Raw genomic sequence first — 25389 nt, forward strand, 5'->3', positions numbered from 1 at the left:
CCGGGCCGGCCCGTCCGCGAGCGGCCCGTTCGCCGGGCGGCCCGGCGCGGTGCCCGCCGCGCGCGCGGCTTCGGTCGGCATTTCGAGGTGGGGTCAGACTCGCACCTGGTGGCCGTCGATCGGAGTCGGACGTTCGCGACGTGCGCCACCGGGCGTGTCGCTCTCCGGCGGCGCCGGCATGAGGCAGATCACGGCCCCGGGCAGGGCGGTCGTTTCCTTGATCGATGTGTGGCGCCCGCGTAGATTGGCCCGGTGAGGGGTGGATTGCGGGAACGGTGGAGAGACCGGCCACGGCGGGTGAGATGGACGCTCGCGGTGTACTTGATCGGCTTCCTTGAGGGGGCCGGTGCCCATTTCCTGGATCTGATCAGAGGCGGGATCCACGTCTACGCCTCCTTCGCCCCGGTGCCGCTGCAGGTGTTCTTCGTCAGCCTGGCCGTCCTGGACCCGTTGGTCGTCGTGCTGGTGGGCCTCGTGTCGCCGGTAGGGGTCCGATTGGCCTGTGGTGTGATGACGCTGGACGCCGTCACGAACTGGATCGTCAACTGGCCGCAGTTGCGGGAGAATCCGGCATGGCTGCTGCGTCCCGTCGGGTTGCTGCCCATCACGCTCTTCGGCCTGTTCGTCATCGCCTCCTCGGGTCCCGTGCTTCGCGCCATGACGGGGACGACGGAGCGTCTCGGCTGCACGACCCGGTAACGGCCGTGCGCGGGCCGGGAAGGCGGGTCACCCGCTTCGCGGAGTGCTCTCCCGCGCGGTCGGTCGGTTCCGACACCGGGCAACCGACGTCATGGGACGGCACGCCGGCGGCCTCGTCTCCTCCCCGGTCGTCTCCCCGAACGAGCCGGTTCCGTCGGTGACTTGAGGTACCGAGTCTCCCGTGTGGTGGTCCGGCCACCGGAACGGAAGCTATCGATCGCAGAACGAGCAGGTCACGCGAAGGCACTTCCGGTCGTTCCGAAGATCATCCGGCCACATACTGGAGCCCGCCACCGCACGTCTGCGCTGCTGGTGCGCCCCACTTCAGCGAGAAGGAAGTTCCATGCTCTCCAAGCGTCTTGTCCCAGCTGCCGTCATCTGCGGTGTCCTGGTCGCCGGGACCACCGCCTGCGGCGGCAACAAGGACAAGTCCGCCGCGGCGGCACCCGCGGCCGCTGCCTCCTCGGCCGCCTCCGCCCCGCCGGCCGCGGCCCCCGGACCGGCCCTCGACACCGGGAAGCTCACCGCCGACGAGATCGAGAGCCGGATGAAGGCCGTGATGATCCAGGCGGGATCGTTGACGATCGACGGCACCGCCACCGTGGACGGCGAGAAGACCGCGGTACACCTCGCCGAGGACCAGAAGGGCAACTGCACCGGCACGGTCGAGGCCGGCTCCAGCGGTTCGTTCGAGCTGCGGAAGACCGCTTCCCGGACCTGGATCAAGCCGGATGTCACCTTCTGGAAGTCCATGGGAGGCAAGCAGGTCTCCGACCAGAAGGTTGTCGACGCGGTCGTCCAGCTCCTCAAGGGCCTGTGGCTCACCGGTGGTCAGGACGACCAGGACCTCAAGGGGATCGCCGACGAGATGTGCGGGATGGCCGCAGGCATGGCCGCGGACGACAGCAAGCTCAAGCTCACCAAGGGCGAGGCCGGTACCGTCGACGCGGTCAAGACCTTCAGCCTCGACATGACCGACGAGGACGGCACCACGGGCAAGCAGTACATCGCGACCGAGGGCAAGCCGTACCTCATCCGGATAGCGAACGGCCCGAGCGACGCGTCCAACCAGTTCACCTTCAGCGACTTCGGCAAGCCGGTCACCGTCGAGGCGCCCCCGGCGGACGCGGTGGTGGACGACAGCGTGTTCGAACAGAAGCTCAAGTCCTCCTGATCTGAGTGCCGGGAGGAGGGCGGCCGGGCGCGCGCCCGGGGCCGCTCGGGCGGTCCCTGCTGCCCAGGCGGCCCCCCGGAGGTAGCCCCTTCCGGTCTGCGGGGCGATCCGGTCCGGCGTGTCCTCCCCGGCGGCTCAGGGTGCCGGGCCGCCGGGGGAGCGGTCCGACCTGCGGTGCGGCAGAAGCCGAGAAGAACGGCCGTGCGGTCGTCGTCCTGTGACAGGTGGAACCGTGCTCGGTACGGGGATTCGGGGCTCATCCCGTTCGGCCGGTGCTCCGTCACCCGGGTCTGCCCGGGTGACGCGCATCACTCTCCGGCGCTGTCACATTCCCGGACGGTGTGCTGTCCACCTGTCGGGCGCGGTCGTCGTTCCGCGCCGCTGCCGGCCAGGAGAAGGGGACGAAGATGGAGACCTTGACGGTTCGACGCGTGATCGCAGCACCGATCGCGGAGGTGTTCGACTGGTGTGCCACGACCACCAACTACACCCGCTCCCCGCTCATCCTCAGGGCGCGACTTGCCCGAGCGGGTGCGGGTGCGCCGTACGGAGTGGGTGCGATCCGGCTGCACACGTGGGCGATCGGCTGGTTCCGTGAGCGGGTCACCGTCTACAACCCGCCGTACGACTTCGACTACACCGTCGAGCGCAGCTTCCCGCCGTCCCGGCACGAGCTCGGCCGGATGACCTTCACCGAGGTCGCCGAGGGCACCGAAGTCGCGTGGACGACCACCTTCCAGGTCCGTCTCCCGTTCGGCGCGGTCCTCACCCGGGTACTGGCCGAACCGGGCATCGCCCACACCTTCGGGAAGGTTCTCGAGGCCGCCGACACCGCCCTGACGGCCGGCCCGGCCGCCGGTCACAAGTGATCGCTGCCGGGCCGGGAACACAGGGGCGGGAACGCAGGAGAGGGCCGGTGTCGGCGCTGCTGCGGCGGCTCAGGGAACCGGCCAGAGGCGGACGGATCCGCCGCGGAGTCCCGCCGCGAGGGTCTTCCCGTCCGGGCTGAACGCCACCGCCTCGATGGAACTGCCGCTGGTGAAGGTGGAGGTGGCCGATCCCGAGGCCGTGTCCCACAGGAAGGCGTTCCCGTCCTCGTCGGCGCTGGCCAGGATCCGCCCGCCCGGGTGGAAGGCCAGCGCGTGGATGTCGGCCTTGTGGCGGTCCAGGGTGGCGATGTCCTGGCGGGAACCGGCGTTCCACAGCCGTACCGTGTAGTCCCGCTGTGCGACGGCCAGGATCTGGCCGTCCGGGCTGAACACCCCGAGTTCCAAGAGCTGGTTCTTCCCGTCGCCGACAGTGGCTACGACCCGGTCGGCGGGCATCTGCCGCACCTGGGCCGGATTGCCGCTGGCCAGCAGGGTGCCGTCCGGGCTGAACGCCGTCGGCCCGAGCTTCGAGTCCTCGTGCACGGCGAGACTCCGGCCCGAGGACACGTCCCACACGTACAACCCCATGGGGCTGCTCGAGGCCAGCGTCCTGCCGTCCGGGCTGAGGTCGACAGAACCGAAGTAGCCCTGCTGGAGCTCGAACGACGTGGCTCCGGTGAAGGTGCCGACGGCGCGGCCGGTGGCGACGTCCCACAGCTGGACCTGGTTCTTCTCCGCTCTGACCAGGCGTTCGAGATCCCGGCTGAACACGTTGGGCTGGGTGTACTCGGCGATGGCGATGTGGGTGACGGTGCTGTGCCGGGTGGACGTGTCCCACCGCCAGATCGTGCCGTCCGGGCTGGAGGCGGCCAGCGTCCTGCCGTCCGGGCTGAAGGCGAGTGCGCCGATGCCATCGGGGCCTTTGAGAGAGTTGCCGTCGTCCCGGTTCAGGAGGAGGGGCACTCCGATCGCGGCGGCCGCGGTGGCCGCAAGGCCGCCGAAGATCAGCCTTCGCCGTGTCACCCGTGCCGTGGCGGGCTCGGGGACGGACGGTATCGGTGCTGCGGGTGCTGCGGGTGTCGCAGGTGTTGCGGGTCCTGCCGGGACAGGGCCCGTCTCCGTGGCGGCGTACGGATTCGCGCCCGCTGCGCCATGCGCGCCCACGCCCGCCGCGGCGTCCGCCGCCGCTCGCGCACCGAGGTCCCGCACCGTCACGGGCTGGGTCCGTTGCACAACGGGCTGGGGCGGGGTGTGCGGCGCCGGGGTCAGGACCACCGTCTGCTCCGGCCGGGGCGGATGGACGGCCGCTCCGTCCGCGCAGGCTTCCGCGAAGCGGGCGGGGAGGCCGGCGACGGGGGGCCGGTCGGCTGGGTCCTTGGTGAGGCAGGAGGTCAGGAGGCACCGGAGCTCGCCGTCGAGACCGTCGAGCGCGGGCGGTTCGTCCAGGATGCGTTGGACGACCGTCAGAAGGGTGGGCCCGTCGAAGGGACTGCGGCCGGTGGCGGCGAAGGCCAGGACCGAGCCGAGGGCGAACACGTCACTGGCGGCGCCGGCGCGGTCGGCGCGGATCTGCTCCGGCGACATGTACGCGTACGTGCCGATCACCGAGCCGGTCGCAGTGAGCGAACTGGCGTCCACCGCGCGGGCGATGCCGAAGTCGATGATGCGGGGGCCGTCGTCGGCGAGGATGACGTTGCCGGGTTTGAGGTCGCGGTGGATGAGGCCGCAGTGGTGGATGGCGGCGAGTCCTTCGGCGAGGCCGGCGCCGAGGCGGAGGACGGCGTCGGGGGTGAGCGGGCCGCGTTCGGCGACGATCTGTTGCAGCGTCGGGCCGGGGATGTAGGCGGTGACGAGCCAGGGGGAGGAGGCGTCGGGGTCGGCGTCGACGACCTGTGCGGTGTGGAAGCCGCCGACCTGGCGTGCGGCGTCGACCTCGCGGGCGAACCGGGTCCGGAACTGCGGGGTGGCTGCGAGTTCGGGCCGGATGACCTTCACCGCGACCTTGCGGCCGCCTGGTGAAGTGGCGAGGTAGACCTGTCCCATGCCACCCGCGCCCAGCCGGCCGTCCAGCCGGTAGGGGCCGATGCTCCGGGGATCTCCGGGGCCCAGGGGCTCGACCATGCGCGCTGCTCGAATCTGCCGGGGACCAGGGGCGGTGTCATGTACGGAATTGAACCATGATCCAGCGCACCAGGACGATGAGATCCGGATCTCGTCCGCACCGGCTCGCGGCCGGGGAGCGGAGGTGATGCCGTGGTCGCGCTCCCGGTCGAACTCCGTGGTGCAGGAGGGGATTTCGTCCTCCCCCGAGCTCGTCCTACCTTGAAGTGCGGCTTCGCGGTTCCGGTATGAGTAGGGGTTGGGTTGCCCGTGCCGGTCGGGTCCCTGACCGGTGCCAGGTGATCGTCCGCCAACTGCCGGGTACGGGGCACGAATCCGCCCCGGGCCAGGTCGAGTACGGCGCGGACGAGCGTGCGGGGTGGCTGCTGACCGATCGCCTTCTACCGGCTGCTCGAAGAGACATCCCGCCGGCCTGCCACCTGCCACCATGACCCTAGTTCGCGGGCTGAAGCTGCTCGGGGTGTCCCTGCTGTTCGAGCCCGCACACCGGCGTGGGTCGGTACTCGTCTCCGTGGAGACACCGGGCGTGCTCCGTCAAGGTGCTGTGCATGATCTGGAGCCTACGACGCCATGCTCCACCGAACCGAGCTCAGACCCGCTCGGCGACCTGACGCAGCAACACCGTTGGCGACGGCATGACGGCGTACCAAGTGTTCGCGGTCTCGTCCGAAACCGGGGCCCAGGCGGCCACCAGCGGGAGTTCGCAATGGTCGCCGGCCTCCAGCGGAGGCAGCGTCCAGGACATGCCGTGGTGGTGGCCGAAGTCCACGCCCCACGTGCTGAACGAACGGTCGTACACCTCGTCGATCAGCGCCGCCCACCGCCGGGGTACCTCGCCCGCGTGGGCCGCCCAGCAGATCGCCTCCTCGTCGTTGCCGCCGACGGTGAGCCGGGTCCTCTCGTCGTCCACCGTGATCGCAGCCAGCGCCTGCCCGCCGTCCCACCCCGCGTCGGCACCCCCCGGGAGCTGCACCGGCAGCCCCGCCGAGAACTGCACCCGCCCGAGCGGCGCATGGGCGTCGATCCGCCAGACCGCTGCACGGCAGCCGGTCAGCGGCCCCCAGACCTCAGGGTCGAGCTCGGCGTCGTACGGGGTCAGCAGCAACTCGACGCGGGCCGCGGGACGGCTCCAGCGGGCGACCGTACGGCCGCCTGGCAGCTCGAACAGCTCATCGGGCAGCGATGGAAGGGCGATGTCCCCGATGGCCGTGGTGAAGGTCAACGGGCCGAACGGCGTGTCGATGGCCGGACGATCGACGGGCCGCAGGCGGGTACGCGGGACGGTGGGGAGAAGCACCGCCCCAGCGTAGTGGGGCCTTCCCTGCGGATCTTGTCGGATCGGACCGCGCCCGCCGCACGGCTGATCCCCGTGGGGTGGGTCCATCGCGAGGTGAACGGGGAAATCCACGCGGGGCATCGGCAACCGACGCCTACCCGACGAGGCGCGGGCCCGTGCCATGCAGGCCCGTCAAGATCCGCCGGACGGTGGGCCTGCCGCTGTTCGAGTCGCTCGATGTCCTGGGCCGCGAGCGGACCCCGGCCCGCTTCTACGCCGCCCTCGAGCGGCTGGTCCGGCCAGCGGCCCACACCATCCGGGGCCCGGGCTCGTCCTGGCGAAGACCCCGCCGCGAACGGAGGCGCCACCCGGCACGGCAGCGCCCGGGCCGCCCCGGCCCAAGCGTGCCGGGCGGGCGGCCGGGCGACCTGCTCCGGCGCGCAGCGGCACCAATGCCAGGCAGTCCCGGCAGCCGCGAGGGCATGAACGAGTAGGAGGTCAGGCTGTCCCGCTCCCCGCAGCCGGTCTACGATGACCTGCGAGGTTGCAGGGGCACTGGGACGCCGGGGAGGGCACAGTGGCGCAGGGCGCAGTGGGGCCACCGACCGTGGCCGACCGGATCGAGCGGCTCTTCCGGGCCGTCCGCAAACCCGACGGCGAGCCGTTCAGCAACGAGCAGGTCGCCCGGGCCTGCCGCGAGGCGACCGGCGGGAGCTTCTCGGCCGTCTACCTGTGGCAGTTGCGCACCGGACGTCGGGACAACCCGACCAAGCGTCATCTGGAAGCACTGGCCGGGTTCTTCCAGGTGCCGGTCGGCTACTTCTTCGACGACGAGTCGGTCGAGCGGATCGACGAGGAGCTGATGCTGATCGGTGCGCTGCGCGACGCGGGCGTGCGCAACGTGGCCCTGCGGGCCGCGACACTGTCACCGCAGGGTCTGACCACGGTCACCGACCTGATCGAGGCGATCGCCCGACGGGAGGCCGAGCGGGGAGCGGCTCCCCGGGGAGCCGCGAAGGCCCCGGCGCTGGAGGACGTCCCCGAGCAGACGGCCCGGGCCGAGCGGCGGAGGCGGCCGTGACCGGCGCCGAACGGCGCAGGCTCTGGCGGCGCTGTCGGCGGCTCGTGCGCACGCTGCGCCTGCCGGAGCCGTTCGACCTGCCGGGGCTGGCCGGGGTGCTCACCGAACGGCTGGGCCGCCCGGTGGAGTTGCTGCCGCTGCCGGCCGGCTCGCTGGGCACCTGCGGGATGCTGGTGAGCACCGACCGCGCCGAGTACATCGGCTATCCGACCGGGACCACCGCGCTGCACCAGCGGCACATCGTGCTGCACGAGGTCGGCCACCTGCTCTGCGGTCACCACAACACCGGTGGAGCTCCCGGCCTGGCCGGATCGGCCGCGCTCGGCACTCTGGCACCGCACCTGTCGGCCGAACTGGTCCACCGTCTGCTGGGCCGTGACGTCTACAGCGACACCCAGGAGCAGGAGGCCGAGCTGTTCGCGACACTGGCGATGCACCGCGTCGGCGGCCGGGTGGAGCCGGCCGGGGCAGGCCGGACGGACGCGGTGGTGGAGCAGCTCGGCGACCTGTTCGGAGCCCCGGGCGGCGGGCCGCGCCCGGCTGACGCGTGATCGCCGCGTTGGAGGCGCTGGCCGGAGCGATTGCGCTGGGCGCCAGTGCCCACCGGGCCTGGCTCCGGCGCGGCCACCGACCACGGACCGGCGGCTCGTTCCTGATCGCCTTCGCGGCCAGCATCGGACTCGCGCTGGCACTGCTGGCGCTCGCCGAACGGCACGGCGGCCCCGGGGCCGCATGGCTGCCGCTGGCGGGCACCGAACTCAAGCTGGCCGCGGGGGGCTTTCTGGCGCTGATGGCCCTCACGCTCGCACCGCCGCACCGCCGGGCCGTCCGGATCCGGCGTCAGGTGCTCGGCACCGCCGTGGTGATGCCGGCGGACGCCGCGCTCTATCTGGCCGCCGGGGTCGTCCCGGTCAACGCCGTCCTGACCGTGCCGGACGGCGGGAGGGTCGCACTGGCCGCGTTCACCCTGCTGTTCACCGCGCACAGCGCGTGGTGCGTCGGCCTGTTCACGGCGGTGATGCACCGTGCGGCACACGGCCTCGGGCCGGGACGGCTGCGCACCGGTCTGCGGCTGGTGGTCGCCGGCGGGACGGCCGGCCTGGTCTGGGTCGCGGCGAGCCTGGTGCCGCTCGTGGCCGGACTGCGAACCGGCCGGCAGGACAACGGCGAGGACGCCTTCTCCGGGCCGGTGGCGCTGCTGGCACTGGTCCTGGGGATCGGCGGCGCCTCGCTCATGGCCCTACCCGGCCGGGTCTCCGGGCCGCTGCGCCGACTGCGTGCCCGGCGCAGCCACCGGCGGCTCGGGCCGCTCTGGACGGAGTTGCGGGCGATCCGGCCGGAGATCGTCCTTGAACCGTCCGGCTCGGGACTCCGGCTGCACGGGCGGGCGGAGTTCGCGCTCTACCGGCGGGTGATCGAGATCCGCGATGCGCAGCTCTGGCTCCGCGCCCACCAGCATCCCGAGGTGCCGCGTTGGGCGGCCGCGGCCTGCGGCGGCATGGACGACCACCGCCGGGCCGCGGTGGTCGAGGCGGCGGTGCTCGCGGCTGCGCTGGAGGCCGCCGAGGCGGGCCACCGCCGTCCGCCCGCGCCCGACGAGGCGTACGTCCCACCGGCGGCCTTGACCGATCTGGACGCGGAGACCAACTGGCTGATCCGGGTCACCGAGGAATTCGCCGACTCCCCGGTGGTGGCCCGGATCCGTGACCGGGTGCGCCGTGAACTGACCACCGTCGGTGGACCCGACCGGTCCGAGTCCGGCTGAACGCGCGAACGCGGCGGGCAGCCCATCACCTCGACCGGACCGGGGCGCCCCCGCGGTCTGGGCCGGTCAGGCCGAGTACGTGACGCCGACCGCAGGCCCGGACGAGCCGACGGGACTCACCGAAGCCGCCCGCTCCATGCTCGAACCGGCGCCCTCGCCCAGCGCCCGCCGCCCGCCGCCCGTGTCCCTGGGCCGAGTGATCGTCTCGGCCCAGGGACACGGGCGGCCAGGGCGGCCGATCACGGCGCGCGGAACCTGCGGGTCACGTTCGAGGTCCGCTGCACGCCCTGGGGCTCAGCGGTTCTTGAACTCCTCGATGGCCGCCCGGACCGTCGCCACCATCGCCTCGCTTCCGACGTGCCCCGAGTCCTCGAAGATGTGCAGGCGAGCGTCCGGCCACGCCTTCGCCAGCTCCCACGCCGTCTCCACCGGGCTGCCCATGTCGTGCCGGCCGTGCACCAGCACCCCCGGGATGCCCGCCAGTTTGTGGGCGTTGCGCAGCAGTTGGTCCTCCTCCAGCCAGGCGTTGTTGCTGAAGAAGTGGGCGCAGATCCGTACGAACGCGATCCGCGCGTCGATCTCGCGGTCGCCGTACATGCCGGGGATGCCGTTGGGCTCGTTGGAGATGACCGCGTCCTCCCAGGCGAGCCAGTCGGCGGCGGCCTTCTCCCGGACCGCCCGGTCGGGGTTCTCCATCAGCCGTGCGTAGGCTGCGAGCAGGTCGCCGTCCCGCTCGTCCTCGGGGACGCCGTCGCGGAACCGGTCCCACGCCTCGGGGTGGAACCGCCCGGCACCCCGGTAGAGCCAGTAGGTCTCGCTCGGGCGGGTCATCGTGACCGCCTGGATGATGATTTCGCTGACCCGCTCGGGGTGCTGCTGCGCATAGGCCAGGAGGAGCGTCGAGCCCCAGGAGGCGCCGTTCAGCAGCCACTTGTCGATGCCGAGGTGTTCGCGCAGCCGCTCCATGTCGTCGATCAGGTGCTGCGTGGTGTTCAGGCTCATGTCCGCTGCCGGGTCGCTGGCGTGCGGGGTGCTGCGGCCGCAGTTGCGCTGGTCGAAGCGGATGACCCGGTAGCGCTCCGGATCCCAGGCCCTCGTCGGCCGCGCCGGCGTGCCGGCTCCCGGGCCGCCGTGGACGTACAGGACGGGCTTGCCTTCGGGGTTGCCGAGCTGTTCGTAGTAGATGCGGTTGCCGTCTCCGGTGTCGAGAAGACCATCGGCGTAGGGATGAGTCGGAGGATAGAGATCAACCATAACCCTCGATCCTAGGACGTGATCGTGATCGAGTCCGGTGATTTTTTCCCAACCTGCTGTCTGGACATGCGGTTTGAAGCCGAGGGACCGGTGAAGTCCCTGGTGGGTGGTCCCTCGACGAGCAGGAGGGCCCGTGCTCACCCGTCTGCCGTGCTCACCGACCTGGCCGCCACCGTCGTCCCCTCTCCTCGATCGGCCGGGCGGGGAGGGCGAGTTCGAGCGGGTCGTCGCCTGTCGCACCAGGGTCCTTGCCGACGGGGCTGTGTCTGGGGGAGGGGAGCCGGGCCGGGCCGACCGAGTCAGGGATCCGCCAATTCCTCGATCAGGGCGTCGAGAAGCCTTGCTCGATAGGATTATCCGTCTTTCCTGCGGAACCTTTTTCCCGGTCTCAGATCTACCTATCTTATTCGTGGACACATCACTCCGGTGTGGTGCCGACTGTTCGGGAGGGAATCCAATGTTTTCCATGCGTGCCGGTGTCATCGCGGCCACCTCTGTCCTGCTCGCGGGTGTCGGGGCCACGGCCTCGGCGCAGACCGTCAGCCGGTTCGACGACGGCAGCTTCGAGAACCCGAGGGCGGCGGCCAACAGCTTCACCGAACTGTCCGCAGGGCAGGCCATCGGACCGTGGAGGGTCACCGCGGGGACCGTCGACCTGATCGGCGCCGGCTTCTGGCAGGCGGCGGAGGGTGACCAGTCCGTCGACCTCAACGGCGCCGGTCCCGGCGCGGTGGCCCAGACCTTCACCACCGTCCCCGGCGCGACCTACACCGTCACCTACGCCCTGGCCGGCAACCCCGGAGGCGGCGCGGCCGTCAGGACCGGCCGTGCGCTCATCGACGGGCAGGACTTCCAGGACTTCTCCTTCGACACCACCGGCAAGTCGTTCACGAACATGGGCTACGTGAACCGGCAGTTCACCTTCCGGGCCACCAACTCCGCGACCACCGTCGCCTTCGCCAGCACAACGGCGGCCGGCCCGTACGGGCCGGTCGTCGACGACGTCCGGATCGAGCGCTGCGCACCCTGCCCGACCTGCAGCAACGGCTGACGTGCTCGGCGCCGATTGACGGTTCGTCAGCGATATTGACAGCGGGTGGTCCCGGCTCCGGTCCGTCCACGGTGTGCACCGGCAGGACGGTGTCGAGTCCCTGATCGTCGTGGCGGATGAGCGTGTCCGCCCGCTCGTCATCGCCTGGCGCTGCTGCCCGGGGGCCGCGCCGGCCGGCGGTCGCGGAGCTGTGGTCGGCCCGTCCGGGGGCGGGTCAGCTGCCCGGGTGGGAGGCCGCCCAGCCGTGTTCGAGCAGCGCGAAGGCCTCGTCGGCGGCTCGGCGCGGCTCGGCGTGCCGCAGGATGAGGCCGCGGGCCTCGAGGGCGAAACGAGCCAGCGCGGCGCAGCCGATGTCGTCCTCGGGAGCGCCGACGGCCTCGGCGACGGCCCGTGCGAGGGCCGCTTCGTGGCGCGTCCACATGCGGTGGGCGTAGTCGCGCAGCGCGGGGGTCTCCTGCACCATGCGCGTGAACTCGGCGAACCGCGTGTCCGTGGCGTGGACGGCGAACTGGGTCTGCTTCAGCAGGATGTGCTCGCGCAGCGCCTGCGGGATCGACTGGCCGGGGGCGCGGTCGCGCACGGCGGCGACGAGCGCCGCCTCCAGGTCGTCGTCCTGGTCGAAGACCAGGGCTTCCTTGCTGGGGAAGTGCTTGAACAGGGTGGTCACCGAGACGTCGGCGGCGTCGGCGACGTCCTTGACGCCGACCTGGTCGTAGCCGCGGTCGAGGAAGAGCTCGAGTGCGGCGTCGGCCAGGGACTGGCGGGTCTGGGCCTTCTTGCGCTCGCGGCGCCCGGTCGGTTCGGTCACTCGCCCACCATACCCCAGGGTGCAGTGACTGCAAAAGTTGAGTCGTTGCACTTATTTCGTGAGTGTGCTTTCTTGGTGGTGCCGGACCTTCCGGCAGCTCACCCACCTCCGAGGGACACTCACATGAACTCTGCTCGTGATCCCCGCATCGCGATCGTCGGCGCCGGCCTCGGTGGCCTGACCTGCGCCCGAGTCCTGCAGCAACACGGCCGGTCCGTCGCCGTTTTCGAGCGCGAGGCCTCCGCCGACGCCCGCCCGCAGGGCGGCACCCTCGACCTGCACGCCGACACCGGTCAGGCCGCCCTGCGGGCGGCAGGGCTCCTCGACCGGTTCCGGGCCCTGGCCCGCCCCGAAGGCGAGGAGTGGCGCGTGCTCGGCTTCGCCGACGCCGCCCTCCTGGTGCATCAGGGGCCTTCCGCCGCCGGCGGCCGGCCGGAGATCGACCGTGGCCAACTGCGCGGTCTGTTCCTGGACTCGCTCACCGAGGGCACGGTGCGGTGGGACCGCGCCGTCAGCGCGGTCACCCCGCTGCCGGACGGCACCTGCCGGCTGCACTTCGCTGACGGCACCGCCGAGGACTTCGACCTGGTGGTCGGCGCCGACGGCGCCTGGTCGCGCGTCCGCCCGGCCCTGTCGCACGCCGCGCCCCGCTACACCGGTGTCACCTTCGTCGAGACCGGGTTCGACCACTGCGACAGTCGCCATCCCGACCTCGCGCGGCTGGTCGGCAACGGATCGATGCTGGCGAAGGGCGCCGGCAGGTCCCTGGTCGCCCAGCGCAACAGCAACGGCCACATCCGCGCCTACATCGCGCTCCGCGCGCCGGAGGACTGGCACGTGGCTGCCGGTGTCGACCTCGGCGACCAGCGGGCCGTACGGACGCACCTGTTGACGATGTTCGAGGACTGGGACGAGAGCCTGCGCTACATCCTGCGCAACAGCGACAGCGGGTTCACCAACCGGTCCCTGTTCGTCCTGCCCGCCCCGCACACCTGGGAGCACGTTCCCGGCGTCACGCTGCTCGGTGATGCCGCGCACCTGATGCCCCCGGTCGGGCTGGGCGCCAATCTCGCCATGCTCGACGGCTCCGACCTCGCCCACGCCCTCGTCACCGAGTCCAGCGTCGACGACGCCGTCCGCGCCTACGAGAGCATCATGCTGCCGCGCTCGATCGAAGCCGCGACGGGCAGCGCGCAGGGACTCGACCACCTCGTTCCCGCGACGGCCTCCTGAGCCGACTCCACCGTCCCCGGCCCCGCGGCCGTGCCCGCGTCGATCATGTGCACTCTCCCGGCCGTCGCATCCGCCCCGGGGCGGCGTCGTCGGAGGGGCTGTCCGGTTTGACCACGTGATGCCGAGGGTGATCAGCGGTCCGGAGGCGTCTTTGGCGTGTCTGCAGGACGTCGTCCGCGTCGGCGGCCGAGCCGAGCGGTTGTCACCACAGTCGTGCGACGCCCTGGGGTGCGCCGTCGGATTGAGCGCGACGGTCGACACCGTCCGGGCGCCAGAGGTGTCGTTCACGCGACTCTGCGGCTGTCTGCCGCGAGTGGCAGGGGGGCGAGGCCGGCGCCACGACGGACTGCACGGGAACGGGCGGCGCTCTCCGGAACGCTCGAGTCGGCCTCTTTGAGGAGGCTGCGCGGCGGATCACCGATCCGAGGGGTCGCCCCTCCGGAGCGGGCGACAAAAGACGAAGGCAAGGAGGTCATCCACTCCTTGCCACTCTCAACTTATAGCGCACCAGGGGGCTTGCGGCAAGGTCCTGGTCGTGCCGCAGAATGGTCGGCCAAGGCCGGAACCTGCGGAAATGACGGATTCACGAAGTACCTGTGCTTTTGTCGGCGTACGGGTGCGGGAAAACGTCGAACCGCCCGTGGGGTCAAGGCGGTTGCGGGGACTCGGCGCGGGGGGCGCGGTTGTGCGGATGTGCGCGCCGCCCGACTGTGCGGAGCGGCCGGCCGAAATCCAATCTCGATGAATGGGCGTTCTGATGATTGACGTGATCGTGGTCGGCGGCGGACCGACCGGCTTGATGCTGGCCGGCGAACTGCGGCTGCACGGCGTGCACGTGGTCGTGCTGGAGAGGTTGACCGAGCCGACCGGGGAGTCCCGCGGGCGCGGCCTGCACACGCGCAGCGTCGAGCTGATGGACCAGCGCGGCCTGCTGGACCGGTTCCTCGCGGTCGGTGAGAAGTTCCAGGTCGGCGGATTCTTCGGGGGCATCCACAAGCCGTGGCCGGAGCGCCTGGACACGGCTCATCCGTACGGCCTCTCCACCCTGCAGCCGGTCACCGAGCGGCTGTTGGGCGAACGTGCCCTCGAACTCGGTGCCGAGATCCGGCGCGGCTGCGAGATGGTCGGGCTGAGCCAGGACGAGGACGGGGTGACCGTCGGGCTGGCGGACGGCACGCAGCTGCGCTCGCGCTACCTCGTCGGGTGCGACGGCGGCCGTAGTGTGGTGCGCAAGGAGCTCGGTGTCGGTTTCCCCGGCGAGCCCGCCAAGGTCGAGACGCTGCTGGGCGACATGGAGATGACCGAGGATCCGGCGACGGTCGCCGCCGTCGTCGAGGAAGTCCGCAGGACCCAACTGCGGTTCGGCACCATCCCCAACGGGGACGGGACGTACCGCGTCGTCGTGCCGGCCGACGGCGTGGCCGAGGACCGTACGACCGCGCCGACCCTGGAGGAGTTCAAGCAGCAGCTACGGGCCCTCGCGGGTACCGACTTCGGCGTGCACTCGCCGCGCTGGCTCTCCCGGTTCGGCGACGCCACCCGGCAGGCCGAGCGCTACCGGGTCGGCCGGGTGCTGCTGGCCGGCGACGCGGCGCACATCCACCCGCCGACCGGCGGGCAGGGGCTCAACCTCGGGGTGCAGGACGCGTTCAACCTCGGCTGGAAGCTGGCCGCCGCGGTCAACGGCTGGGCGCCGGAGGGCCTGCTGGACAGCTACCACGCGGAACGGCACCCGGTGGGCGCCCGCGTGCTGGACAACACCCGCGCACAGATGACCCTGCTGGGAACCGATCCGGGTGCGACCGCGCTGCGGGAACTGCTCTCCAAGCTGATGGACTTCGAGGAGGTGAACCGGTACGTGACCGGGATGATCACTGCGGTCGGGGTCCGCTACGACTTCGGCGAGGGACACGAACTGCTTGGCCTGCGGCTGCGGGACGTGAAGCTGAAGCAGGGCCGCCTCTACGAGCTGATGCACGGCGGCCGCGGACTCCTGCTCGACCAGACCGGCCGGCTCTCGGTGGCGGGCTGGGCGGACCGGGTCGACCACGTCGTCTCCGTCAGTGAGGAACTGGACGTACCCGCAGTGCTGTTGCGGCCGGACGGCCACGTGGCGTGGGTCGGTGAAGACCAGCAGGATCTGCTCGGCCACCTCCCCAGGTGGTTCGGCGCCGCCGCCGGCTGAGCGCGCCGTTCCGGCTCGGAGGGGTGGGACGTGTCTCCGAGCCGGGTCCGGCGCGGTCCCGTTACTGAGGGGGAGTCCACCACAAGGGCCGGAGCGGAACTCGTGACCGTTTGCCCGCAAGGGCGCGACCGTGTGGACCGCGGGGCGCGAGTCACGCGTCCCGGCACCGCAACCTAGGCGGCTCGGACGTGGGAGGCCGCGCTGCAGCCAGTCGCGCCCTACCCGCAAGCCCGGTCCTTCAGGGCCGGGTCGAGTTGACGGGCAGTGGTGGCCACGGCTGTGGCCGGCTCGGCAGCCGATCCGCCTCCCGGCCGGCCTCGCGCGGCCGGCCGCCGGGGCGGAGTGGTGGCGAACCTCGGCCTCGAATCGGTGAACACCTCCTTCGACGCGCCCGCGAGTCGTGGGTACTGGGGGAGAATCGGGCGGGAGTAGAGGAGGAGCGCCCATGAGCACTGCAGCCCACGTCCCCGGGGACTACAGCGTCAGCGACCCGGAGCAGGCGTTGAAGTACGCCGTCCAGCACGTCGCGGGGGACCGCGCCGAGATCATCGAGGGAGTCATCACCCCCATGTCGCCGTCCTGGGCGCACGAGAACGCCGCCGAGGTGGTGCGCCGTCAGCTCACCCCGCGCCTGGAGGCGCTCGGCCTGGTCTCCGGCTCGGGGAACCTCGATCTGCCCGGCAGCGAGAACTGGTTCATCCCGGACCTGGCGGTGGTGCCGGCGGAGCTGGCGGCGAAGACCGAGGGCGCGCTGCTGCCGGACCAGACGCTGCTGGTGGTGGAGGTGACCTCGCCTTCGAACGGCGAGACGGACCGCACCGTCAAACGCCGCCGGTACGGGCAGTACGGCGCACCCGTCTACCTGCTGGTCGACCGGCAGCAGCGCGAGTGCACGGTGTTCTCCGAGCCGGGCCGCCTGGGTTACCGGACCGTGGACGGGCCCTACCCCTTCGGCACCCCGGTCCACCTGCCGGGTCCGTTCGACCTGGACCTCGACACCGCCGGGTTCTGACCGGCGCCCTGCCGACCGTGCCCGGCCCCCGGGCAACAGGGGCCGGGCAACAAGGGGCCGGGAACCTGCTGACCGCGGCGGCCGTCACCCGCTCGGACAACGGGCAGTGGGCCAAGCTGCTGCCGATCAACTGCGGGCGACGCCGTTGTCGTGGCTCACGGGTGAACGAGTCGCTTCGGCATGCCGGTTGATCGAGCGGGGCGGGTCCCGCTTCGAGCTGGTCGCGTGGTGCGGCGGCGGGGTCAGGTGAACAGGTCGGGGTGTGGCCGGTTTCCAACGGGGCGTCGGGGCGATCCACCCACGTCCATTCGAGCTCCGGCCGGGGACGTCGACGGCAGGGGTTCCCGAGTACTGCGCGTAGGCCGGACCGGCCGGGAGCCGTGCAGATCTTTGGTAGGTGGCGGAGCCCAGAGCCATGGCCGCAGCTATAGGTGAAAGCAATAGAAGTAATGGTTATTGCGTCTTGGACACTATAGGAGCAGGTCGTGCATGGTGGATCTCGTCAGCCGAGGGCCCGACAGCGCCTCGGCGCCCGGGATCACCCCCATTCCCCCAGAACCTGCCGTGCCGCTCATTCCCGGTGGGCGGCACACCGAAAGGAACTCCTTCTCATGGTGCACGCCCAGTTCGCTCCCGCAGCCCGTCAGGCCCTGGCCGACAAGGCCGTCGAGGCCAAGGTGCGCAAGGACCCGTCCTGGCAGCGAAGAAGGTCGCCGACCCCGAGGGCGGCGAGCGCGCGGTGATCACCCTGGACGGCAGGTACCTGCCGACCAAGCCGTTCTGATCCGGTGATCCGGTAGGGCCCCGGGCCGGTTCACGGCGACGAGTCCGCCCCGCCAGGCCCTTCGCCCCCTCTTCCCGCACCCGCTCGCCGGGCGTATCGCCGGCACCCCTTTGGAGGAGCGTCCCCATGGATTTCGTACAGCACACCATCGACATCGCCCGCCGCAGCGTCGAAGAAGGCGGGAGGCCCTTCGCGACCGTCATCGTCAAGGACGGTGAGATCCTCGCCGAGTCCCCGAACAGGGTCGCCCAGACCAATGACCCCACCGCGCACGCGGAGATCCTCGCCATCCGCGACGCGTGCACGAAGCTGGGCACCGAGCACCTGATCGGCGCCACCATCTACGTCCTCGCCCACCCCTGCCCGATGTGCCTCGGGTCGCTGTACTACTGCTCGCCGGACGAGGTCGTCTTCCTCACCACCCGCGACGACTACGAGCCGCACTACGTGGACGACCGCAAGTACTTCGAACTCGACACCTTCTACGGCGAGTTCGCCAAGGACTACACCGAGCGGCGCCTGCCCATGCGGTACGAGGCCCAGGACGCCGCGGTGGACGTCTACAGGCTCTGGCAGGAGCGCAACGGCGGCGAGCGCCGCGTGGCCGGCGCCCCCACCGCGGCCTGACCGGTGCCCGAAACGATCGAGAAGGTGGCGTGGACCCGGCTGGACGAAGGCCGGCTCCTCGCCACCCGCACACACGGTCGCGACCTGTTCCACCTGCCCGGCGGCAAGCCCGAGGCCGGCGAATCCCACGAGCAGGCCCTCGGCCGCGAGATCGCCGAGGAGCTCGGCGTCACCCGCGAGGCGGTCGCCATCAGGCCGGCGCTCAGATCCTGCAAGGCGCCCCCACAGCAGCAGGGGCCGGGTCGCCATCTCACCGCGCGTCGCCGCGGCCCTGCGCAACCGCGCCGGCGACAAAGGCCCGTTCCGTACCTGCACGGACCACGGCGGCTACGTCCTTCACCACCCCGACGGCGGGCCGCCCCGCCTTCTTCGAGCCGGGGCGGGACCTTTCGGCCAGTCACCGATCAGCGGGGGCGGCGGCGTTCCGAAGCGCGGTCGTGACGCCGCTTCTGCCGCACGGCTCTGTCCCCTTGGAGCTGATGGGCGACTCGCCCGGTGCGCCGGGGCCGTGCACCGGGTCGGCTGATCGGACGCCCCGGAACTCGTCCACCGCGGTGTAGTCGTGCTTCGAACTCGGCCAGAGAAAGGTGATCTGGTCCAGGGAGTCCAGGGGCCTGGCGTCGAACAACGCGAAGACGGTCAGCCGGGTGCCGTCGGTGGTCTCGTCACGGATGGCCCGGTACCGGTTACCGGCCGTGTCCCGCACGGTGATGGGGCCGGTGCCCGCCCCGGCGAGCGCCAGAGTGACGATCAGCGTGTCACCCTTGGCCACCGGGCTCTTGATCTGCACCGACTCGCCGGTCGTGGCAGCTTCGTCGAGCGGGGAGGCGGCCACCTTGTCGCTGATCCGGCCGAGATAGCCGCACCGGTCCGGTGTCCGGGCGTCGACCGGGAAGGGCGGCCGGGTTCCCGCTGCGGCGGATCTCCCGCCGGTGACCGGGGTGGCGGTCAGGGCGACGGCCAGAAGGGCGGCGAGCAGACCGCTGATCGACAGCACCGGCCACCTGAGGCGGCGATGAGCGAATCGGTGGCGTCTCGTCCACTCCGGCTCCCGGAGCACCTGCGGTGCCACATCGGGCGTGGGCGGTTCGACAGTTGGGCGCGAAGCCGGCACCGGTGGTTCGGCCGACTGCTGCCGCATCTGTATGCGCTGCCAGGCCGACTGCCAGCGTGCGAGTTCCTCGGCGGACGCGCCGAAGGCGGTGACCAGCGCCAGCACCCGTTCCAGGGGCGGGAGACGACTCCGCTGATGGCTCAGGTCTCCGGAGAGGGTGCTGCGTGGAAGGCCGGTGCGGCGCTCGAGTTCGCGCAGCGACGGGCTGCCCGACCATGCCTTGAACGCCTGGAGCCGGCGAACGAACTCCTGCGGTGTGGTCGCCCCGTCCGGATCGGGCATCGTCGCCGGAAGCTGCTGCGATAACCGGTCCGGATCCCCGTCGATGTGCTGCCCGGTCATATGACCCCCCCCTTGAGAGACCGGCCCGATCGGCCGATCGCGGCGCGTGTGCCGGGGACCATCCTGACCAACACCGACTGATCGCTCCATGGCGTTTGCTTGGCGTTCTATGATGTCTTGTTGTCAGGGACCCGCCAGGCCGCAGGCTGGGGGCCGCCGACGGGGGTTACGCGTCCGGGTGCCGGGCCGTTCCTGCCGTCGTCACTCCCGCTGGGTGACCACCGTTCGGAGGCGATCATGCTGGGGGAGTTCGGAACGCTACTGCGCCAGTACCGATTCTCGGCCGGGTGGACGCAGGAGGAGCTCGCGGAACAGTCGGGTGTCTCGACCCATGCGATCAGCGTGCTGGAGTCGGGGCGGCGGCGGCCTCGCCTGTCGTCGGTGGCACGGCTGGCAACAGCCCTGGGCCTGGACCCGGCCGACCGCGACCGACTGCTCGCCGCGGTGCGCGGGGAGCCGGAGCCGGGCGTGGAGGTGGCCGAACGCGTGGTGCCTCGACTGCTGCCTTACGCCGTCCCGGACTTCACCGGACGGCGCAGCGAGGTGGACCGGCTGCTGGAGCTGGCCGCCGGTCCGGGCAACGCTCGTCCGCTGGTGATCTCGGCCATCGACGGTATGGCCGGCGTCGGCAAGACCGCCCTGGCCGTTCATGCCGGGCACACCCTCGCCGGCCGGTTCCCCGACGGGCAGCTCTTCGTGGACCTGCGCGGGTTCACTCCGGGTCAGCGGCCGCTTGAACCGGGCGCGGCGCTGGCGAGTCTGCTCCGGGCGGTCGGCGTCAGCGAGAGTGCGCTGCCGTTGCACACCGAGGACCGCGCCCGGCTGTGGCGCACCCGGGCGGCGGGCAGGCGGTACCTGATCGTGCTGGACAACGCCGTCGATGCCGAACAGGTCCGCCCGTTGATCCCCGGAAACTCGCGCTGCCTCACACTGGTGACGTCCCGGCGGCGAATGCCCGCACTGGACGGGGCGGTCAGCGTGCCGCTGGACGTGCTGAGCCATGACGAGGCCGTCGAGTTGTTCGCCCGGATCGTCGGCCCGGACCGGGTCGCCGGCCATGCCTCCACGGTGGACGAGATCGTCGCGCTGTGTGGCAGGCTGCCGCTGGCGCTGCGGATCGCCGCCGCCAGACTGGCCCATCATCCCGTCTGGACGCCCGTCGAGTTGTTGCAGCGGATCCGGTGTCCGCAGAAGTTATTGACCGAGCTCTCCGACCACGACCGGAGCGTTGCGGCGGCCTTCTCGGACTCCTACCACGCCCTCACCCCGGCGCAGCAGCGCGCGTTCCGGCTGGCCGCGCTGCACCCCGGCGAGGACTTCGCGCCGCACGCCCTCGCCGCCCTGGTCGACGCACCGCTCGACGAGGCCGAGGAACTCCTGGAGTCGCTGCACCACCACCACCTGCTGATCGAGCACACGGCCTTCCGGTACACCTTCCACGACCTGCTGCGCACCTTCGCCGGTGAACTGCTCGCCCGCGAGGAACCCGAACCCCTCCGGCGCGCTGCACTCGTACGGCTGTTCGATCACTACCGTCACGCCACCGCCTCGGCGATGGACGAACTGGCCCCACTGGAACGGCATCATCGACCGCAGCCACCCGCGCCCAGCGGTACCCCCCTGGTGTTCGCCGGCCAGACGGACGCGGCGGACTGGCTGGCCCGGGAACAGACCAACCTGCTGGCGGTCGCCCGCCACGCCGCCGACGCCGACCTGCCAGAGTACGCGGCGGACCTGCCGGCGATCCTCTGGCGCCACCTCAAACGCCACATGCCCGCCCACGAGGCACTGGTGCTGGGTACCCGCGCCCTGCGGGCCACCCGGCAGCTCGACAGTCCGGCCGGTGAGGCAACCGCACTACGACACCTCGGACTGGTTCAGTACCAGCTCGGCGACTTCCCCCAGGCGCTCGACCTGCTCCACCAGGCCCTGGAGATCCAGCGGAGGATCGGCAACCGCAACGGTGAGGCCCATGTCCTGGCCAACCTGGGCCTCACCCTGACCCGGATGGGGCGCCTGGAGGAGGCCCTTGGCCACCAGCAACTGGCGCTGCGGATCAGCCGGGACATCCCCGAGCCGGCGGTCGAGGCGATCGTCCTGACCAATCTGGGGCCCACGCTGACCAGACTCGGAAAGCTGCAGGAGGCCCTGGACCACCATCGCGAGGCGCTGGAGTTCCACCGGCGCGGCGGCAACCGCCTCGGCCAGGCCATAGCGCTCAACCAGTTCGGCGAGCACCAGCAGAAGCTGCAACGCCATCCGGAGGCCCTCGACCTGTACCAGGAGGCGCTGGATCTGCACCGCGACCTTGGCGACACCTTCGGCCAGGCCGAGTCGCACACCCTGCTCGGCGACGCCCTGCTGGCCATGGACGCTCCGGCAAGCGCTCTTCAGCACTACCGGGCCGCGATCGAGTACCTCCCGCACACCGGCGAGCGGTACAACCTCGGCCGCATCCACTTCGGGCTGGCGCGCACGTACCAGCGCCTGGGAGAACCCGATGCCTCTCGGGAGCACGCCGAACAGGCAGTCGAGATCCACACCTCGCTGAACATCCCCGAGGCGGACGAAGCCCGGGCCCTGCTCGACTCACTCACGAAGTGACCCGGACGGCGTCGCGGAGCGTTCGGTTCCGCCCCGGCCGTCCGGGCTCGTCCGGAGCCGTCCGGGCTCGTCCGGTGGGCCTGTCGGACGGAGCGGCCGTGAATCGTGGTGGCGGACTTGCTGGTCGACCGCCCGGCCGAGGCGGAACGGGGACCACCGGGCCTCCCACGACACCGGGGGTCGGGTCCACGTCACACCCGGGCGGCAGCTGAGCAGTGGGAGCGGACCCGCGAGGGCCCGCTCCCACCTCACTCACCGCACCTTGCTCAGTTGGACGGGCCACACGACAAGCCGCTGGGCGAAGACACGCACGCCTGGAGGCTCATGCCCGGGCCGTCGTAGAGCCACGGTGACTGGGCGCCGCTGCCGGTCAGGCCGTAGTCCCAGCGCCCGGTGTTCAGGTTCCAGATACCGAACCCGCAGCCACCGGGGTTGGCGATCGGGTCGATCGCCATGTGGTCGTGGCCACCCTGGAGCTCGATCTTCTCCAGCGCCACACAGCCGCCGCTGCTGACCGTCCAGGTGCCCTCGGCGGCCTGGGCCGAGGTCGCGGTACCCACCCCGGTGGCGCCCATCGCCACCACGGCGATCACGGCAGCCACGGCGCGCTTCCTGGTACTGGTGAATCGCATGGAACTCCTCCAGTGAGTCGGTTCCGCCCCGGAGTCGGCACCGGGGCACACCCCGAACCTCAGCAACCGGCGGAACGCAGAACAACTGGTCGAACACCGTCCCGGACGGTCCTGGACGCTTCCGGACGCCCCGGGACAGCGCCGGACACGCCGGACCCGTGAAGGGTGTCCTTACGGCGCAGAGGCGCCGCCACCTCGCGGCCGGGGGCGCTGACCCCCAGCACGGGGGCGACGTCGGCTGACGGCGGGCTCGGCCCGCAAGCGCACGCCTCATGTCCCATGTGTGCGACCGACGTTCTGAAATGACATATAAGGCGGGTGTGGAAAAATTGCAGGTACGGCACTTGGTGCTGAAGACAGGCGAGAGGAGTGCATCATGATCGCCAAGCTGCTTCGCAAGCTGTCCTTCACCCGCCACTACGGTGCGTACGGGGAACACGACTGGGGTGCGTACGTCTGACCCCACTGCCGGCGGGAGCCCTCGGGTGCCCGTCGGCTCCCGGCCACGCTGCCGACGACATCGGCCTGGACGGGTACGAGAGTCAAGGGCGATCCCATGGGCCGAATGAATGAGCCGCCACGGTTGCCCGGAGGGAGCTTCGCGGCCTGGAGCCGCGACCGACTGTCACTGGCACGCCGTGGTGCCGACGAGTGCGGGGACGTCTGGCAGCTGGAGCCGGGTGTCTACGTGGCCGCTACGGCCGGGCCGTGCGAAGCAGTCCTGCACCGCGCGCAGGACTTCCCCAAGGTACCCTCGCCCCTTTTCCCGCCGTTGAAGCGGTCGAGCGGAGCACTGACGTCCGAGGAGCGCGTGCACGCTCACGCCGCCCGCATGCGGGGACTGCGCCCGCAGGCGGTTGCAGCCCGGATCGGCGAGATAGCGCCCGGGACCGCTCGATTCGTCGACCAGTGGCCCACGGGCCAGGACGTCGAGATCCTGCCCCCGGTCCGGCGCGCCCTGGCAGAGATCGGCGTGCGCTACCTCTTCTCCGACGACGCTCCCACCCTGCTGCCCTTTGCCTCACGGCTCTTCGCGGCCCGGGAGGTGCTCGTACGCCCGTCGCGGTGGGAATGGCCGCCCTGGATTCCCACACCGGCACGGCGGTTCCGCACACGGCAGCAAGTTGCCTTCACCGACGCTCTGCGGTCCGTCGTCAGCCGGCGCCGTTCATCGGGCCGGTCCGGTGACGACGTGCTGGGACAGATGCTCCGGCCCTCCTCGCACTACGGCCCGCTGTCGGAGGAGGCCATCCTCGACACTCTCCCCGGAATCACCGTCGCCACCTTCGAGACACCTTCCCGGGCCGCCGGATGGATCCTGCTCCACCTGGCCCGGTACCCCCGGGCAGCGGACCGCGTCGCAGCCGAAGCCGCCCTGCTGCCCGCGGACCCGGCCGCGACGACCAGCACCCACCTCGACTGCCTGCAGTACACCCAGGCGCTGGTGCGCGAGGTGCTCCGACTGCACCCCCCGAGCTGGCTACTGACCCGGCGTGCCCCGCGACGGACTCAGCTCGCCGGCTACACCATCGACGCCGGGTCCACCGTTCTCGTCTGCCCCTACACCGCCCAGCGCGACGCACGGGAACACTCCGAGCCGGACCGGTTCCAGCCCGAGCGCTGGCTCGACGATTCGGGCTCGCCGGCGAAACCCGGGGTCTTCCTCTCCTTCGGTACCGGGAAGCACGGCTGCGAGGGAGCTGCTCTGGCCATGGCGATGCTGACGCTCCTGACCGCGCAGGCCGCCCGCCGCTACCACGTGAGCGAGCCGCCCGGACCGGAACCCAGCTACCGGCTCACCACCCTCGAAGGTCTGACGACCGTCGGCTTGCGCCTGCGTGCCACCGTGCGCAGCTGAGGGCAGTCGGCGCGTAGGCGCATCTGTCCTCGACGACGTTCACGGGCGCCGGCCGGGCTGCGCTTGCGGGCGGGGGTGCGCGGTTCGAGCGTTGAGGTAGCCGCTGTGTCCGGCGTCCCGGGAGGAAGCCTCGAAAGCGCTCCCGGGCCCCGGACAGCTCCGGCCGCCTGCCGAAGGGACAACGCGATGGATCCCGACCTCCAGACCAAGGCTGCGATCGAAGAACACTGGCGGGCGTCGGAACGTGGGGACACCGAAGCGGAGCACGCCATTTACGCCGCGGACGCGATCCTCGACTACCCCCAGTCAGGTGAGCGGTTCCGGGGCCGCGCGACGATTTCGGCCCAACGCGGTGGGCACCCTGCCAGCCGGCACTTCACCGTCCACCGGATCATCGGCAGCGGGGATCTGTGGGTGAGCGAGTGTGTCATCACCTACGACGGAGTGCCCACCTACTCCGTGAGCATCATGGAGTTCGCCAACGGGGATGTGGTGCACGAGACGCAGTACTTCTCGGAGGTCTTCGGCGCGCCTGAATGGCGGACAGCACTCGCGGAGCCGATGCCGGGCAGACGTATCGCCGGGACCTGAACCAGGGCTGGTCCGCTGTCCCCGCCGGCCTCCCGGTGGCCGGCGTTGTCCGGCATCTTCCGTCCGCGGGTCCGCAGCCGATACGGGCGCGACCGTGCAACTGCCCGCAAATGCGGACCGGCGCGTCCGGGGCGGAGACTGAACGCCTTCTCTCCAGGAGGCGGAAGTGGGGCCCGGCACCCCCGCGGGGGCCCCAACCGGGCGGGGGGCGCCCCACCGGGGGCCCCCCGGGGGGGGCCGGGGCGGGCAACAGAACCCGCAAACAGGGCGCCGGGGCGGGGGGGACCGGGACGAGCAGAGGCGGGCGCG

General features: G+C 71.4%; 21 protein-coding genes and 2 pseudogenes. 17 read left to right on the plus strand and 6 right to left on the minus strand.

The genetic code is table 11. The features are described from left to right. Positions 1–315: 315 nt before the first annotated feature. The 3 genes from ACFC1R_RS20560 (at position 316) to ACFC1R_RS20570 (ending at position 2742) form a co-directional block, all read left to right on the plus strand. Positions 316–699: a hypothetical protein gene (locus ACFC1R_RS20560; protein WP_375940524.1), complete on the plus strand. Its 384-nt coding sequence runs from the start codon at positions 316–318 to the stop codon at positions 697–699. 343 nt (positions 700–1042) lie between these two features. Continuing rightward, entirely contained in the window at positions 1043–1873 is an 831-nt protein-coding gene (locus ACFC1R_RS20565; protein ID WP_375940526.1) for a hypothetical protein, read from the plus strand. Positions 1874–2280: 407 nt separating this feature from the next. Further along, positions 2281–2742 (plus strand): SRPBCC family protein, encoded by a 462-nt coding sequence (locus ACFC1R_RS20570; protein ID WP_375940528.1) that lies wholly within the window; start codon positions 2281–2283, stop codon positions 2740–2742. 69 nt (positions 2743–2811) lie between these two features. Here ACFC1R_RS20570 and ACFC1R_RS20575 read toward each other — a convergent pair whose 3' ends face one another. After that, positions 2812–4863 carry a WD40 repeat domain-containing serine/threonine protein kinase gene (locus tag ACFC1R_RS20575; protein WP_375940530.1) on the minus strand — a complete coding sequence of 684 codons (2052 nt, stop codon included), beginning with the start codon at positions 4861–4863 and terminating at the stop codon, positions 2812–2814. A gap of 589 nt (positions 4864–5452) precedes the next feature. Further along, positions 5453–6160 (minus strand): hypothetical protein, encoded by a 708-nt coding sequence (locus tag ACFC1R_RS20580; protein ID WP_375940532.1) that lies wholly within the window; start codon positions 6158–6160, stop codon positions 5453–5455. Between the two features lie 571 nt (positions 6161–6731). On the opposite strand from ACFC1R_RS20580, the gene ACFC1R_RS20585 reads away from it, so the two are divergent. From ACFC1R_RS20585 to ACFC1R_RS20595, 3 genes are read left to right on the plus strand one after another with little or no spacing between them, the layout of a single operon-like run. Next, positions 6732–7220 carry an XRE family transcriptional regulator gene (locus tag ACFC1R_RS20585; protein ID WP_375940534.1) on the plus strand — a complete coding sequence of 163 codons (489 nt, stop codon included), beginning with the start codon at positions 6732–6734 and terminating at the stop codon, positions 7218–7220. After that, entirely contained in the window at positions 7217–7771 is a 555-nt protein-coding gene (locus ACFC1R_RS20590) for a ParH-like protein (protein ID WP_375940536.1), read from the plus strand. The genes ACFC1R_RS20585 and ACFC1R_RS20590 overlap by 4 nt, the downstream gene beginning before the upstream one ends. Beyond that, positions 7768–8985 carry an MAB_1171c family putative transporter gene (locus ACFC1R_RS20595; protein ID WP_375940538.1) on the plus strand — a complete coding sequence of 406 codons (1218 nt, stop codon included), beginning with the start codon at positions 7768–7770 and terminating at the stop codon, positions 8983–8985. Before ACFC1R_RS20590 ends, ACFC1R_RS20595 begins: the two co-directional genes overlap by 4 nt. A 294-nt stretch (positions 8986–9279) precedes the next feature. On the opposite strand, the gene pip is transcribed toward ACFC1R_RS20595, so the two are convergent. Further along, complete coding sequence (gene pip, locus ACFC1R_RS20600; protein ID WP_375940540.1) at positions 9280–10239, minus strand: prolyl aminopeptidase; 960 nt, start codon at positions 10237–10239, stop codon at positions 9280–9282. Positions 10240–10696: 457 nt separating this feature from the next. Here pip and ACFC1R_RS20605 point away from each other — a divergent pair, with 457 nt between their 5' ends. Continuing rightward, a complete protein-coding gene (locus tag ACFC1R_RS20605) occupies positions 10697–11290 on the plus strand; it encodes a choice-of-anchor C family protein (RefSeq protein WP_375940542.1) in 594 nt (197 codons plus the stop codon). A gap of 214 nt (positions 11291–11504) precedes the next feature. Here the strand turns inward: ACFC1R_RS20605 and ACFC1R_RS20610 are convergent, their stop codons facing one another. After that, on the minus strand, positions 11505–12098 hold the full coding sequence (locus ACFC1R_RS20610) for a TetR/AcrR family transcriptional regulator (protein WP_375940544.1): 594 nt from the start codon (positions 12096–12098) through the stop codon (positions 11505–11507). A gap of 123 nt (positions 12099–12221) precedes the next feature. On the opposite strand from ACFC1R_RS20610, the gene ACFC1R_RS20615 reads away from it, so the two are divergent. The 7 genes and pseudogenes from ACFC1R_RS20615 to ACFC1R_RS20645 all read left to right on the plus strand — a co-directional run bounded on the left by ACFC1R_RS20615 (position 12222) and on the right by ACFC1R_RS20645 (position 18380). After that, positions 12222–13331 carry an FAD-dependent oxidoreductase gene (locus ACFC1R_RS20615; protein ID WP_375940546.1) on the plus strand — a complete coding sequence of 370 codons (1110 nt, stop codon included), beginning with the start codon at positions 12222–12224 and terminating at the stop codon, positions 13329–13331. A 757-nt stretch (positions 13332–14088) separates the two neighbouring features. Next, entirely contained in the window at positions 14089–15516 is a 1428-nt protein-coding gene (gene rox / locus ACFC1R_RS20620) for a rifampin monooxygenase (protein ID WP_375940642.1), read from the plus strand. Between the two features lie 445 nt (positions 15517–15961). Next, entirely contained in the window at positions 15962–16528 is a 567-nt protein-coding gene (locus ACFC1R_RS20625; protein ID WP_375940548.1) for a Uma2 family endonuclease, read from the plus strand. A gap of 127 nt (positions 16529–16655) precedes the next feature. Then, a pseudogene (locus ACFC1R_RS20630) lies at positions 16656–16754 on the plus strand (AraC family transcriptional regulator); the annotation flags it as partial. A 468-nt stretch (positions 16755–17222) separates the two neighbouring features. Then, a pseudogene (locus ACFC1R_RS20635) lies at positions 17223–17312 on the plus strand (cyanate hydratase); the annotation flags it as partial. A 126-nt stretch (positions 17313–17438) separates the two neighbouring features. After that, positions 17439–17939 carry a nucleoside deaminase gene (locus tag ACFC1R_RS20640; RefSeq protein ID WP_375940550.1) on the plus strand — a complete coding sequence of 167 codons (501 nt, stop codon included), beginning with the start codon at positions 17439–17441 and terminating at the stop codon, positions 17937–17939. 24 nt (positions 17940–17963) lie between these two features. Further along, complete coding sequence (locus ACFC1R_RS20645) at positions 17964–18380, plus strand: NUDIX domain-containing protein (RefSeq protein WP_375940644.1); 417 nt, start codon at positions 17964–17966, stop codon at positions 18378–18380. Here the strand turns inward: ACFC1R_RS20645 and ACFC1R_RS20650 are convergent. Continuing rightward, entirely contained in the window at positions 18337–19395 is a 1059-nt protein-coding gene (locus ACFC1R_RS20650; RefSeq protein ID WP_375940552.1) for a helix-turn-helix domain-containing protein, read from the minus strand. The genes ACFC1R_RS20645 and ACFC1R_RS20650 overlap by 44 nt on opposite strands. A gap of 237 nt (positions 19396–19632) precedes the next feature. Here ACFC1R_RS20650 and ACFC1R_RS20655 point away from each other — a divergent pair, with 237 nt between their 5' ends. Further along, positions 19633–21999: a tetratricopeptide repeat protein gene (locus ACFC1R_RS20655; protein ID WP_375940554.1), complete on the plus strand. Its 2367-nt coding sequence runs from the start codon at positions 19633–19635 to the stop codon at positions 21997–21999. A gap of 266 nt (positions 22000–22265) precedes the next feature. Here ACFC1R_RS20655 and ACFC1R_RS20660 read toward each other — a convergent pair whose 3' ends face one another. Then, positions 22266–22631 carry a hypothetical protein gene (locus ACFC1R_RS20660; protein WP_375940556.1) on the minus strand — a complete coding sequence of 122 codons (366 nt, stop codon included), beginning with the start codon at positions 22629–22631 and terminating at the stop codon, positions 22266–22268. A gap of 811 nt (positions 22632–23442) precedes the next feature. Here ACFC1R_RS20660 and ACFC1R_RS20665 point away from each other — a divergent pair. Beyond that, positions 23443–24489: a cytochrome P450 gene (locus tag ACFC1R_RS20665; RefSeq protein WP_375940558.1), complete on the plus strand. Its 1047-nt coding sequence runs from the start codon at positions 23443–23445 to the stop codon at positions 24487–24489. A gap of 186 nt (positions 24490–24675) precedes the next feature. Continuing rightward, entirely contained in the window at positions 24676–25080 is a 405-nt protein-coding gene (locus tag ACFC1R_RS20670) for a nuclear transport factor 2 family protein (RefSeq protein WP_375940560.1), read from the plus strand. Positions 25081–25389 lie beyond the last annotated feature (309 nt).

Source organism: Kitasatospora sp. NPDC056138, from assembly GCF_042264695.1.
In the GTDB taxonomy this organism is placed as follows: domain Bacteria; phylum Actinomycetota; class Actinomycetes; order Streptomycetales; family Streptomycetaceae; genus Kitasatospora.